The sequence below is a fragment of the Lachnospiraceae bacterium oral taxon 500 genome (assembly GCA_002999035.1).
Classification (GTDB): Bacteria; Bacillota; Clostridia; order Lachnospirales; family Vallitaleaceae; genus W11650.
On the sequence record CP027241.1, the window covers coordinates 1,464,699 to 1,478,682 of the forward strand.

Here is a 13,984-nt window from a genome sequence, read left to right on the forward strand (position 1 = left end):
AAACTTTATGTTTGGATTACCTGTTAATACCTGCTTGCCGGAACGGTAACAAAGTATTTGACACCGATAACATTTGATGTATAATCAAGCTATTAACTCAGTTTCCCATCTTTGTCAAAGTCAGGTCATGTGCCTGTATAAAAAAGGGAGTTTTTGATAGGGAAAGTTGAGCGATCAATTTTAAATGCAGGAGTATTTATAATGAAAGAAATAAAATTACCTCACCAGCATCATTCCGAAGAAGAAAATAGGGCAATTCTTGAAAAGATACCTGACGAAAAGACTATTTCCGCGGTAGCGGACGCAATGAAGCATCTCGGTGACCCGACGCGGCTTCGCATTTTCTGGCTGCTTTGTCATACGGAGGAATGCGTGATTGATATTGCGGCGCTGGTTTCCATGTCATCGCCGGCGGTATCGCATCATCTCCGCATTTTAAAGACAGCCGGGCTGGCATCCGTCCGCCGTGACGGCAAAGAAGTATATTACAAAGCGGTTGATTCTCCGATGGTTCGTCAGCTTCATGATACCATTGAAGAAATTGCCGAAATTCATTGCCCCGGGAAATAATGGTTGATTTTAAGGAATGGAACGAAGAAACGAGGGAAAAATGTCGATTTTAACTGCACCGAATTATGCACCGGCCGTGCGCCGGACGTTTGAAAACTTAATAGAAAAAAACCAGAGCCGGCCAACCGGACAGCACGGTAAGCCTTATATTGTGACGGATTGGGACAATACCGCCATTATTTTTGACTCGCAGCAGAGCTTGTTTTTGTATCAGGCGGAAAACTTATGTTACCGTCTGACGCCGGAGCGCTTGGCCGAGGTGATTGCCATGGAGCTGACCGCAGTACAGAAAGCAGAAACAGAAGAACTGCGCCGCGATATCGCCGTTTTTTACCGGGAACTGTACAGCCGCTGCGAAGGACTGGGCGGCAGCGAGCCGTTGGCGGCGGTACAAAAAAGTCCGGCGCATGCGGCCTTTGTCCAGGCGATGGCTTGTCTTTATAAATATCCGTTTGGTTATGTCGCCGAGTGCTGCCGGATTGTTTATTTGTTCGCGGGCTATTCCCTGGCGGAAGTGAAGCGCCTGACGGAAGAAAGCATTGCTCGGGAGCAGAAGATTCGGCCGGAGCGCCGGGTCTATCGTTACACGGCAGACGGGCAGGCGCTGGAAGCGGTTTATTATGTGGGGCTGCGTTTTGTGCCGGAGCAGGCTGAGTTTTTTCATAAGTGCATGGAGAACGGGATTGACGTTTATGTGTGCAGCGCTTCGCATGAAGCCGTTGTTCAGGTGCATGCCGCTCACTATGGGATTTCGCCGGAAAATGTGCTGGCGCTGAAAATAGATGTTGATGACAGTGAAAAAATCATGACCCGTGTAAAAGCGGGGGTACCAATGCCGATTAAAGAAGGTAAGGCCGAGGCGATTCGCCGCTGTCTTTTGCCGAAGCATGGTCGGGAGCCGCTTTTGGTGATGGGCGACAGCATAGGCGATGTGGCGATGCTGACCGCCTTTTCGGCGCAGGGGCTGGCAACAAATACCCAACATTTGCCGTCGGTTTTAGCGGCGTGGCGGGAGGCGGGACGAAAGCCGGAAGAACTCCTGATTCAAGGCCGGGATGAAATCCGGGGTGAGTTTAGGGACAGCAGTGAAAGCGTGTTTTTACCATCCGTGTAATTTGTAAGCCGGAGTTGGCTTTGCTGCCCCGCAATCTAAAACTTTAGATGTTTCCGTGCCAAATGGATAAATAGCCGAAGACAGGAAAGCTGAACTACAGGAATGTCAGAAAAAGTTCTCCGGTGAAAGCTCAAGCAGGCATTAAGAAATTTTAAAAGCGCAGCGAGCAAAGAAATTATTTCAACTTTCCTATAGTCTTTTTAGGCTCTATCCCGTTCAAAGAACGGGTGCATGGACTTCACTTTCGGCAATTTGCCTATCGTTCCCGCCATGCAGTCTGCCTTAAAAAGACTGTTTGGAAGAACATAGGAAAGTTGAAATTATGCTTGCTAATTTTTGGAGCGTTGTGATATACTGTGCTTAGAATATATTGATAAGATTCTTACGGAGGAAAAGAATGGATCGATTAACCGTAACCAAGGAAAGTTTTAAACAGGCAATATTCGAGAATATCAAGAACCTTTTCAGAACGACGATCGACGATGTGACGGAACAGCAGCTGTTTCAGGCGGTGGCTTATTCGGTCAGAGACATTATTGTAGACGAATGGATTGCGACCCACAGAACATACGAGGCAGAAGACGCTAAAATAGTATACTATATGTCAATGGAATTTTTAATGGGACGGGCACTGGGCAACAATATCATCAATCTGCGCTGCGACAAGGTCGTGCGCGAGGTCTTGGATGAGTTGGGCTTTGATTTGAATGTGCTGGAAGACCAGGAACCGGATGCGGGCCTTGGTAACGGTGGCTTGGGGCGACTGGCTGCCTGCTTTTTGGACTCGTTGGCCAGCCTGGAATATCCGGCTTATGGCTGCGGTATCCGCTATCGCTACGGTATTTTTGAACAGAAAATTATTGACGGCTATCAGGTAGAAAAGCCGGACGAATGGCTCAAAAACGGCAATCCCTTTGAAATTCGCCGGCCGGAATACGGTGTTGAAGTCAAGTTCGGCGGCAATGTCCGCATGGCCAAGCAGGAAAACGGCAAGGAAAAGTTTGTTCAGGAAAACTATCAGTCGGTCATGGCCATTCCCTATGACGTGCCGATTGTCGGTTATAACAACAGTACGATTAATACGCTCCGGCTGTGGGATGCCGAAGCGGTACACAGCTTTGATTTGGAAATGTTTGATCGGGGCGAATACAATAAGGCCAGAGAAGCGCAAAACCTGGCCAGAACGATTGTCGAAGTGCTTTATCCGAACGACAACCACGTTCAGGGTAAGGAACTGCGCCTGAAACAGCAGTATTTCTTTATTTCCGCAACTTTGCAGACGGCGGTCAATAAGTTTAAGAAAAAGTACAAAGATTTTAAAAAGCTGCCGAGCAAGGTGACCTTCCATATCAACGATACTCACCCGTCACTGGCTGTGCCGGAATTGATGCGGATTTTGGTTGATGATGAGGGTTTGGAATGGGCAGAGGCTTGGGCAATCGTTACCCAGTGCTGCGCCTATACCAACCATACCATTATGAGCGAAGCCTTGGAAAAATGGCCGATTGAGATTTTCAGCCGCCTGCTGCCGCGCATTTATCAGATCGTGGAAGAAATTAACCGCCGCTTCTGCGCGCAGGTGATTGACAAGTTCGGTGATGACAGTCAGCTGCTCAGAAGAATGGCAATCGTCGCGGACGGTCAGGTTAAGATGGCGCATTTGGCCATTGTCGGCAGTTATTCGGTCAACGGCGTGGCCAGACTTCATACCGAGATTTTGAAAAAAGAAGCGCTCAAAGATTTTTATGCCATGTATCCGGAAAAGTTTAACAACAAGACCAACGGCATTACGCAAAGACGTTTCCTGCTGCACGGCAATCCGAAGCTGGCCGAATGGATTACCGACAAGATCGGCGATGGCTGGGTCATGGATTTACCGCATTTGAAAAAGCTGATGGATTACGTCGATGATGAAAAGGCGCTCAAGGATTTCAGCCGGATTAAATACGAAAACAAGGAAAGATTGGCCAAATATATTAAAGAGCATAATAATGTCGAGGTTGATCCCCGCTCCATTTTTGATGTTCAGGTTAAGCGTCTGCACGAGTACAAAAGACAGTTGATGCTGGCGCTGTACATTATGCATTTGTATAACTGCTTGCGCGATAATCCGCATCTGGATATTATGCCGCGTACCTTTATTATGGGTGCGAAAGCGGCGCCGGGCTATCATCGGGCCAAGAAGATTATTAAGCTGATTAACAGTATCGGCGATGTGATTAATAATGATCCGAGCATCAACAACAAGCTGAAGGTTGTTTTTATTGAAAACTATAATGTGTCCAATGCTGAAATCATTTTTGCGGCGGCTGATGTGTCGGAGCAGATTTCAACGGCATCCAAGGAAGCGTCCGGTACCGGCAACATGAAGTTTATGCTTAATGGTGCGGTAACGCTGGGCACGATGGATGGAGCTAATATTGAGATTGTTGAGGAAGCCGGAGCGGAAAATGCGTTTATTTTCGGTATGAGCAGCGATGAGGTCATTCGTTTGCAGCATGAGGGCAGCTATGATCCGTGGGAGATTTATAACTCCAATCAGGAAATTCGGCGGGTGGTTATGCAGCTGATTAATGGCTTCTATTCGCCGGAAAATCCGGAGCTGTTCCGGGAAATTTATGACTCGCTCCTCAACGGCGGCGGCGAACCGGCAGATCAATACTTTATTTTAAGAGATTTGCCCAGCTATATTGAAGCGCAGGCCAGAGTGGATAAGGAGTTCCGCAACGCCGGTGAATGGGCGAAGAAAACCTTAATCAATACGGCGAACGCCGGTAAGTTTTCTTCGGACAGAACGATTGAAGAATACGCTCAGGAAATTTGGCATTTGAAAAAGGTGAAGGTTAGAATTCCGGGCGAGGAATAGTCCAGGTGTAAGGTTTTTGACAGCAGGATAAAAGGAAAGACGAAAGCGGCTCCGGCAGGGGCCGCTGTGGTAAAGAGAGGTAAAAATGTTTAATTCAGATTTGGGAATTGATTTGGGTACGGCCAATGTGATCGTATATATCAGCGGCAAAGGGGTTGTTTTAAGAGAACCTTCGGTCGTTGCCTTTGATAAAAATACCAATAAGATTTTGGCGGTCGGCAGCGAAGCCCGGCATATGCTGGGGCGGACACCGGGACATATCGTAGCGGTGCGGCCGCTGCGGGAAGGTGTGATTTCTGATTACACGGTCACGGAAAAAATGCTGAAATATTTTATTAATAAGGCGTTGGGACGCCGGCTGCGCAAGCCGCATATCACTGTCTGTGTACCCAGCGGTGTAACCGAAGTGGAAAAGAAAGCGGTTGAGGATGCTACTTATGATGCCGGTGCCCGCAAGGTCAGAATCATTGAAGAGCCAATCGCTGCGGCCATTGGTGCGGGCATTGATATCAGTAAGCCCTATGGCAGTATGGTGGTGGATATCGGCGGCGGTACAACCGATGTGGCCGTGATTTCGCTGGGCGGCGCGGTGGTATCAACTTCGCTTAAGATTGCCGGCGATAACTTTGATGAGGCGCTTATCCGGTATATGCGTAAAAAGCATAATTTGCTGATCGGCGAAAGAACAGCCGAGGATATCAAAATCAATATCGGTACGGCTTTTGAGCGGCCGGAGCCGCTGGAGATGGATGTCAAGGGTCGGAATCTGGTCACGGGTCTGCCCAAGACGGTGGTGGTCAACAGCGAAGAAACCGCCGAAGCGCTCAAAGAAACGACGTCTTCGATTGTGGATATTGTTCATTCAGTATTGGAAAAAACGCCGCCGGAATTGGCGGCCGATATTGCCGAGCGCGGCATTGTCCTGACCGGTGGCGGCAGTATGCTGCATGGTTTGGATTCGCTGATTCAGTCCAAGACGAATATTAATGTCGTTTCGGCTGATGATCCGTTGAGCTGCGTAGCGATCGGCACCGGAAAATATGTGGATTATTTGGCCAAGCATCCGTATTGATGCTGAGCTTGGGAAGGCTTGAATATTGGCTGCAGTTCAGGCAAGCCATTCGCAATTCGCCGAAATGACTTTACCGTTCAGGCAAGACACTCGACATTCGTTGAAATCAACGAATGTCGAGTGTGGCGTTAAGCAAATGGATGTTGACACTTGATACTTCCCTTGAAAGCAAGCTTTTCGGTTGTATCAAGCATCAACATCCACTTGCCTGAACTATAAGCAAATTGCTCATGTATTGCGTTAAGCAAATAGGTATTAACAATGGATATGCCTTTTGAAAGCAAGCTTTCCGGCATATCCATTGCTAATACCTGCTTGCCTGAACTATGAACACAATTTTAAGAAAAGGCTAAATTTTTATTAGAAAATACCGATATAAATTTAAGTTGAGTTATAAATTTGTTTTTCAGGTCGGGCGGAGTGATTGCTGCGGCGGAAAGACAGTCAGACCGGTTTTATTTACGAGAATTGTTGACTGCAGTTGGAACCGGAAAACAGGAACCATGATTTGTGGGCAATGAAAAGGGGTAGCTATGTTTAGAGGACTTTATACCGCTTATACCGGAATGCGGGTACAGCAGGATGTGATGAATGTCGTCAGCAATAACCTGGCCAATGTCGATACGACAGGCTTCAAAAAAGACAAGTTAGGCATTCGTTCATTTAAAGAGGTTTTGGCGATTAAGCAAAACGATCCGGATTTGACCAGCCGCAGCCGGATCGGTAAAATGAATCTGGGGGTAACTTCCAGCGTAGCTTATACCAGTTTTGACCAAGGGCCGCTGAAAAATACCGAACGCAAGCTGGATATTGCCTTAGAGGGCAAGGGAATGTTTGTGGTCGGCAAACGTCAGGCAGACGGCAGTTTTAAAGAGTATTTTACCCGTGATGGTGGCTTGGCGGTTAATCACCTGGGGCAGCTGATGACTAAAAACGGCGAGTATGTCTTGGGCGAAAATGGGATTATCACTGCGCCGCATGGCAGGTTCAACATCAGTCAGACCGGCAATGTATACAGCGAACAAAATGAATTTATTGATAAGCTGCGGCTGACTTCATTTACCGACTTTTCTGAACTGCGTAAGGTTGGCGATAATTTGTACACGGCGACCGAGCGGGCAGAGCAGAAAGCATTTGAAGGTGTAATTGCGCAAGGCTTTTTGGAAACAAGCAATGTCAATACCGTACAGGAAATGGTAGAAATGATCAGCGTGATGCGCGCGTATGAAAGCAATCAGAAGGTTTTGACTACTTTTGATGCGACCATGGAAAAAGCGGCAACCGAAGTAGGCAGAGTATAAGAAGTAAGCAGCCCTGTGGCGGGCGAGGAGAAATTATTATGATGAGATCATTGTGGACGGCGGCGACCGGAATGACTGCGCAGCAGTTACAGGTGGACACCATTGCCAACAATCTGGCGAATATTAATACGGTTGGCTTTAAAAGAGAGCGGATTGAGTTTAAATCTTTGATTTATGAAAACTTAAGAGAAGCAACCGCCAATGACCGGGGCGACGGCAAGCCGGTTAATTTGCTGGCCGGACATGGTGTGCGGCCGGTGGCGACATCCAAGAGCTTTACACAGGGTAATATTGAAAGAACCGATAATCCGCTGGATGTCGGGATTGAGGGCGATGGTTTTTATGTGATCCAGCTGCCGAACGGGGAGCACCGCTATACCAAGGACGGAACGCTGAAACTGTCTTTGGCCGAAGAGGGCTTGATGATTACCAACGCTGACGGCTATCCGGTTTTGGATACAGAAGATCAGCCGATTCTTTTGAACCGGGATACCTATTTGGCGAATATTTCAGTAGCGGAAAACGGGGCGCTCAGCTATAAGCGGAACGGTGCCAATGAGGATTTGGGCGTTCGTTTCCAGTTGGTGCAGTTTAACAATCCTTTGGGACTGAAATCCGTCGGCGGCACGCTGTTTGACACAACCGCCGCTTCCGGTGAGCCGTTAAAAGAAACGGAAAATGAAGGCTTAAAGAAAAGCCGCTTTATGCAGGGCACCTTGGAGCGTTCCAATGTAAACGCAGTCGATGAAATGGTCAATTTAATCGTGGCGCAGAGAGCGTATGAGATTAACTCAAAAGCGATTCAAACTTCTGATGATATGCTGGGGATTGCCAATCAGTTAAAGAGATAAGCCTGAGGAGAAAATAAATGAGGATTGATGGACTTATGTCGTTGTCCGGCGTGTACGATAATGCCAAGTTGGGGCTGGACTATCAGACCGGCTTTCAGGAAGCTTTGCAGAGAGCCAAGGAAAAGCAAACCGAAAGTTCGGCGGAGTTAAAATCAGTTAAGCCGGCAGAGCCGGCCGATGCGGAAAAGGCCAAGGAAGAAGCGACGCTGCGTCAGGCGGTGCAGGGTTTTGAAGCCTATTTTATTCATCAGCTGCTGAAACAAGCCAGAGCCAGTTTGCCCGAAGGTGGTTTGGTGCCGCAGTCTAATGCCAAGGACATTTATGAAGATATGCTGGATGAGGCCAGAGCCGAGCAGGTGACTAAGGTTGGCGGCTTCGGGTTGACAGAAGCGCTGATGAAGCAGCTTAGCCGGAAATAATAAGAGAAAAGAAAGGAGAAATCGTTGCGGCGGCTTCTCTTTTTTGTTACCAGGGTTTGGACGGAACGGACAGCGGTATTTTCCCAAACCGGGCATTGACTTAATCCGGCTGGGGAAATCAGGGTTTTAATCGGGTAAGGCTATTTGCCCGCTGTTTTGGACAACTTCGGGAAAGGTGAAGTCGGAAGATTCGGAAGATTTTGAGGGAAAGGAGCAGAAAAATGATAGCAGAAACAGAGAAAAAAGAGTTGATTAAACAGGCGATTGCCGCCATGCAGACGGCTTATGCGCCGTATTCGCATTTTCGGGTCGGAGCGGCGCTTCTGACCCGCAGCGGCAGGATTTATCAAGGCGGCAATATTGAAAACGCTGCGTATACGCCGACCAACTGTGCCGAGCGGACGGCTTTTTTTAAGGCGGTCAGCGAGGGCGAAAGGGAGTTTGCCGCAATTTGCGTGGTCGGCGGCAAGGACGGCGTGCTGACGGATTATGCCGCCCCCTGCGGCGTATGCCGGCAGGTGATGATGGAGTTCTGCGATCCGGAAAGCTTTTTGATTATTTTGGCGATGGATGAAAATACCTATCAGGAATACACTTTAAAGCAGCTTTTACCGGAAGGCTTTGGGCCGAAGAACTTGCAGGGATAAAGGCAAGGAACGCATTTAGCGAATGGGTTTGCCGGCTTACGGCGGTCCGAAAGACTTTAGGTTGGGGGGAGCATGAAAAAACTATCTTGGGAAGAGTATGTTGAAAAGTTTGATTCTTGGGCGGAAAGTACGCAGTGCAGCTATGTGTCCAGATTGGAAAGTTTTGGCAGTCATGAAGAAGTGGCCGAGATTGCGTTATGTTTAAACGAAGCGGCAAGTTCTAAATTGATTAACATGGCAATCGATGCCGGCATTCGATTTGACGAGGAGGATATCTTTTTGACAGAGTTTGCCGTGAATCCCGAAACTTGGCAAAGAATGAAAGATACGACCGATAACAGTGAACTTTATATTCGCAGGCGACAGGAAAGGAAAGATGAGTTCTGGAGTGATACGGCAGCATTTATGTTTTTGCAGACAATGTGGGATGATCGGTCGGGGAAAAAGTAGGAAATGCCTGTCAATGAAAGCATGGAGAAGAAGTGAAGAAGTGTTTTGCTAAAGTGTAAAGGTAAAAGCCACTTAAAAAAGAGAAAAACAGGAAGTGAAAATAACTTTTTTGCTTTACCCTCTACAGCAGGTATAGATAAGATTGCGGTGAAAAAAGCTCTAAAAATGATATAAATTAAGTGATTTGTAATAGAAGCTAGGAGAGTAAAAATGGCAATAAAAAATCAAGATTATATTAAAAACTTAATCAGAGAATTGATTTCTTTGCCAAGTGAAACGGAATGGGTTGAATTTAAACATAATAATGATGGGCCGCAAATGATAGGAGAATATATTTCTGCTCTGGGAAACTCGGCAGCTTTATTAGGCAGGCCCAAAGCCTACATGCTTTGGGGAATAGATGATGAAACTCACAAAATAGTAGAGTATGTCTTAACCATTATTCCACAGGAAGAAACAATAGAAGGTTCTATCAGAAGATCAAACTTGGGTTATCCTGAAATAGCAATTCGTGAGTTGATTGCCAACATTATGATTCATCAAGCGATTGACCAAAAAGGTACAAACCCTATGGTAGAATTATTTAAGGATAGAATAGAGTTTTCAAATGCAGGTTCTCCGTTAGTTTCGATAGAGCGTATCGTAGATACCGTACCGATTTCAAGAAATGAAAATCTTGCAGGATTTATGCACAAGTGCGGTATTTGTGAAGAAAGAGGAAGCGGATATGATAAGGTAATATATGCAACGAGCAAGAACTCCATGGTAGCTCCTAAAATTGAAAATCAGAGTGATAAATTCACAAAAGTAACCTTATTTTTAAAAGTTCCTTTTGACCTGATTAGTAAAGAGGATCGAGTAAGAACTTGCTATATGCAAACTTGTTTTTTATATGTAAATGGAGAGGCGATCAGCAACAATTCTGTCAGAGAACTGTTTGGTATTGATGAAAAAGATAAATATAAGGCTTCAAGAATTATCAAAGACACCTTAGAGGCTAAATTTATCAAACCGGTGAATGAGAATACCGCGCCAAGATATATGAAATACATTCCTTTTTGGGCTTGATTTAAGTTGCGGTAAGTTGCAAAAACAGGAAGTATTATTCAAAGATAGTATGGAAAATCTCATAAAATAGAGGATTGTGAGAATGAAAAGTTAAAAATTTAAGTTGCAGCAAGTTGCAGTACCAAGAATTTAAAGGTGATTAGACTATTTAACCTATCTAACCGCCTTTTGGTTTTTTTAAAAATTTCGCTTGACAGGAAAGACAGAAAAGGCTATAATTCTAACTAATAAATCTGACATTTCCCGATGGGAAGCAGAGAATAAGTAAAATGCAGTGACGGAGAGAAAAATATCGACAGGTCATGACAGAGAATCGGGGTAGCTGAGAACCGAAATGATGGATAGATATATAATATTCACTCCCAAGCAGGTTTTTTGAACGCAAGGTCAAGTAGAGAAATCCGGCATCCGGCCGTTACACCGGAAAAAGCTGATAGGCTTTCTAAGTGATATTCCAATGAAATATACAATACTTCAACGGAATATAAACAGGGTGGTACCGCGGATAGAATCATTCGTCCCTGTAAGAGCAATCTTACAGGCTCGAATGATTTTTTGCGTTTGAAAGCCCGGCAAGCGGCCGGCGCGGGTAGCGAGCTCGCTTGCGGATCGCGCCGAACATTTGGCGGACTGAGGCGATGAGCAGCGAGCGAAGTGAGGTGCGAATGCCGAAGGATGTTTGCGGGAGTGCGAAGCACGGAGCAAACGGCTTTCAACCAAAGGGCCCGGCAAGCGGCCGGCGCGGGTAGCGAGCTCGCTTGCGGATCGCGCCGGACATTTGGCGGACGGAAAATAATTTGGCAAATGGAAAAAAATAAAAGAGAATAAAAGGAGGAAACCATGAAAAAATTAGCGTTAATACTTAGCCTGAGCCTCTTGCTCAGCGCTTGTGCGGCGGGCAGTGAGCCGCAAATGGCGCCGGAAAAACAAACTCAAACAGAAAAGACCGAAGCCGGAAATAAAAAAAAAGAGCCGATGCAGACCGATACGGCAAAGACGTATAAAATCGGGATTTTGCAGATTGCCGAGCACTCGGCGTTGGATGAAAACCGGGAAGGCTTTACCAGGGCGCTGGAAGCGGCCGGCATTCAAGCCGAAATCGATTATAAAAATGCGCAGGGCGATGTCAGCCATGCGTTGACAATGGCTAAAAAGATGACGGATGAGCAGGTTGATCTGATTTTTGCAATCGGCACGCAGGCGGCGCAGGCAGCCAAACAGGCGGCCAAGGACACGGAGATTCCTATTCTTTTCAGCGCGGTTACGGATCCGGTTGGCTCGGAACTGGTAGACAGCTTGGAGCAGCCGGGGGCGAATATAACCGGAACCACCGACAAAACGCCGACCAAAATGCAGTTAGAGCTTTTCGGTCAACTCGGCCGGGAACTGAAAACGATCGGTGTGATTTATAATACCGGCGAAACCAATTCGGAAGCGCAGTTAAAAGCGACGGAAGAAGCGGCGGCGGAACTTGGCTTAACGATTGTGCCGGTGGGGATTACCACGGTCAACGATATTCCCAAGGCGTTGGAAACGCTGTTAGCGAAAACCGATGCCATGTATACCCTGACCGATAATCTGGTAGCGGCTTCAATGGAACTGATTTCCCATACGGCGCTGGCGGAAAAATATATCGTTGTCCAGTCTTATATTGACCGGACAGCGGCGGCCGAAGGAATTTTGCTGAGCAACGGTTTCAGTTATTATGATTTGGGCAGTCAAACCGGCGAAATGGCAGTTTTGATTTTAAGCGGCGAAAAAACGGCAGCGGATATTCCGGTTGGCAGCATTGAAAAGACGCAAAATATTGTCCGGGCAAAAGCATTGGCAGCAACCGGCATTTCACCGGAGCTGGAAGTTATTAAAAACGCCGAAGTTTTGGAATAAGCACTCAGCTTTTCCGGTTACAGGTTAGGCAAGTTACTCGTAATCTGTCGAAAGTGAATTACGAGTGAGACGCTCACACAAATAGCTATTTATGATTATCACGCGGTTATAATGAAAGTGAATTTATTTTAGAAAGTGCTTGACATTTTGAAATCCTTTCATTATACTATAACCATTATATGAAAATGCGTTGACGAAGAGAAAAATATCAGGTTTACAGCAAAGAGAGCCGGGGCAGGTGAAAGCCGGCATGGAAACGGATATAGAATATACACTTCCGAGCAGATTTTCTGAAACCGACGGCGGTAGGAAAATACGGGTTTGACCGTTATATCAAAAAAGGCTGATGGGCTTTTTTAAGAGATATTTTTCGGGAACTGTATTTTCGGAAAATATAATAAGGGTGGTACCGCGGATAATCATTCGTCCCTATAAGATGACTTATAGAGATGGAATGGTTTTTTTATTACCTAAAAATCTTAAAAAATCCTCTGACAGGCCACAGCAGATTAGGCGGCAGCGCTTAATTTGCGGGGACATGCCAAGGAGCGCAGACTCCGAAGGCTTTTACACATGGTTGCCGGGTAGACGGCAAGAAAACGGAGGAAAGAATATGAAAAAATTAGCGTTACTGATGGGGATGATTTTAATGTTAAGTGCCTGTACCGGCACGACCGGCAAAGAACAAACTGGTGCAAACGGCAAAAGCTTTCGTATCGGCATCAATCAATTTGCCGAGCATCCGGCACTGGATGCGGTGCGCAGCGGTTTTGAGCAGGAACTGAAAGCGCTGGGCGTAGAAGCGGAGTTTGACTGGAAAAACGCGCAGGCCGATATCCCGGCGGCGGCTAAGATTTCGGAAAAGTTTGTGGAAGATAAAGTTGATCTGATTTTAGCGATTGCTACGATTTCGGCGCAGTCGGCTAAAACGGCCACCACCGAAAGCAAGATACCGGTACTGTTCAGTGCAGTCACCGACCCGGTTAAGGCGGAGCTGGTCGATTCAATGGAAAAGCCCGGCGGCAATCTATCCGGCACGACCGATATGGCGCCGGTTGAGAAGCAGTTAAAGCTGTTTCAGGCAGTTGACCCGGCGATTAAAAAGATTGGTATTATTTATAATACGGGGGAAGCCAATTCCGAGGCGCAGGTAGCGATGGCTGAGGAAATCGCTGCCGGACTGGGCATGGAGATTGTAACGGTCGGTATCAACAATATCAATGAAGTGCCGCAGGCGACGGACGCCATCCTGGCCAAGGCGGACGCAATTTATACCATTACCGATAATATTGTGGCTTCGGCGATCAATGTGGTTGCCAAAAAAGCAACTGAAGCCGGTAAAGTAACAATCGGTGCCGAAGAAGCCCATGTTCAGGGCGGTGTTTTGATGACGGAAGGATTAAGCTATTTTGAACTGGGCCGGAAAACAGCGGCCATGGCCAAGCGGGTTTTGGTGGACGGCGAAGAGATTGCCGCCATGCCGGTGGAAAGAGCAACCGAGACCAGCCGAGTAGTCAATATGGAAACGGCCAAGGCTTTGGGATTGCCGGATTTGGAAGTTTTCTCCGAAGCGGTTGAGGTGAAATAAAAACATTCTTTACTATTGGCTGACGTAATAACTGCCAGCTGATTACGCCAAGATTAAGCCGCTGATTATCAGCAATGTGCCAAGGCTTATCCGGCTGCGGAAAACGCCGGCAATAGGCGGAAAGGCGGCAGCCAGCTTGAGATATGCGATA

12 protein-coding genes are annotated in these 13,984 nt (G+C 46.8%); all 12 read left to right on the forward strand.

From position 1 onward, the window contains the following. Window positions 1-201 precede the first annotated feature (201 nt). Entirely contained in the window at window positions 202-570 is a 369-nt protein-coding gene (locus C3V36_06675) for an ArsR family transcriptional regulator (GenBank protein AVM68947.1), read from the forward strand. Between the two features lie 16 nt (window positions 571-586). Beyond that, window positions 587-1,684 carry a hypothetical protein gene (locus tag C3V36_06680; GenBank protein ID AVM68948.1) on the forward strand — a complete coding sequence of 366 codons (1,098 nt, stop codon included), beginning with the start codon at window positions 587-589 and terminating at the stop codon, window positions 1,682-1,684. A 397-nt stretch (window positions 1,685-2,081) separates the two neighbouring features. Next, entirely contained in the window at window positions 2,082-4,550 is a 2,469-nt protein-coding gene (locus tag C3V36_06685; GenBank protein AVM68949.1) for a glycogen phosphorylase, read from the forward strand. A gap of 85 nt (window positions 4,551-4,635) precedes the next feature. Further along, window positions 4,636-5,622, forward strand: a complete 987-nt coding sequence (locus tag C3V36_06690; protein ID AVM68950.1) for a rod shape-determining protein — start codon at window positions 4,636-4,638, stop codon at window positions 5,620-5,622. Between the two features lie 533 nt (window positions 5,623-6,155). Next, on the forward strand, window positions 6,156-6,923 hold the full coding sequence (locus C3V36_06695; GenBank protein ID AVM68951.1) for a hypothetical protein: 768 nt from the start codon (window positions 6,156-6,158) through the stop codon (window positions 6,921-6,923). Window positions 6,924-6,961: 38 nt separating this feature from the next. Next, entirely contained in the window at window positions 6,962-7,774 is an 813-nt protein-coding gene (gene flgG / locus C3V36_06700) for a flagellar basal-body rod protein FlgG (protein ID AVM68952.1), read from the forward strand. A gap of 17 nt (window positions 7,775-7,791) precedes the next feature. Continuing rightward, complete coding sequence (locus C3V36_06705) at window positions 7,792-8,193, forward strand: hypothetical protein (GenBank protein ID AVM68953.1); 402 nt, start codon at window positions 7,792-7,794, stop codon at window positions 8,191-8,193. 221 nt (window positions 8,194-8,414) lie between these two features. Then, the gene (locus C3V36_06710) at window positions 8,415-8,840 is read left to right on the forward strand and encodes a cytidine deaminase (protein AVM68954.1); all 426 of its coding nucleotides are present in this window, start codon (window positions 8,415-8,417) and stop codon (window positions 8,838-8,840) included. Between the two features lie 72 nt (window positions 8,841-8,912). Beyond that, a complete protein-coding gene (locus C3V36_06715) occupies window positions 8,913-9,290 on the forward strand; it encodes a hypothetical protein (protein ID AVM68955.1) in 378 nt (125 codons plus the stop codon). 210 nt (window positions 9,291-9,500) lie between these two features. Then, a complete protein-coding gene (locus C3V36_06720; protein AVM68956.1) occupies window positions 9,501-10,358 on the forward strand; it encodes a hypothetical protein in 858 nt (285 codons plus the stop codon). Window positions 10,359-11,198: 840 nt separating this feature from the next. Then, window positions 11,199-12,245, forward strand: a complete 1,047-nt coding sequence (locus tag C3V36_06725) for a BMP family ABC transporter substrate-binding protein (protein ID AVM68957.1) — start codon at window positions 11,199-11,201, stop codon at window positions 12,243-12,245. Window positions 12,246-12,879: 634 nt separating this feature from the next. Beyond that, on the forward strand, window positions 12,880-13,833 hold the full coding sequence (locus tag C3V36_06730; GenBank protein AVM70470.1) for a BMP family ABC transporter substrate-binding protein: 954 nt from the start codon (window positions 12,880-12,882) through the stop codon (window positions 13,831-13,833). The last annotated feature ends 151 nt before the right edge of the window (window positions 13,834-13,984 follow it).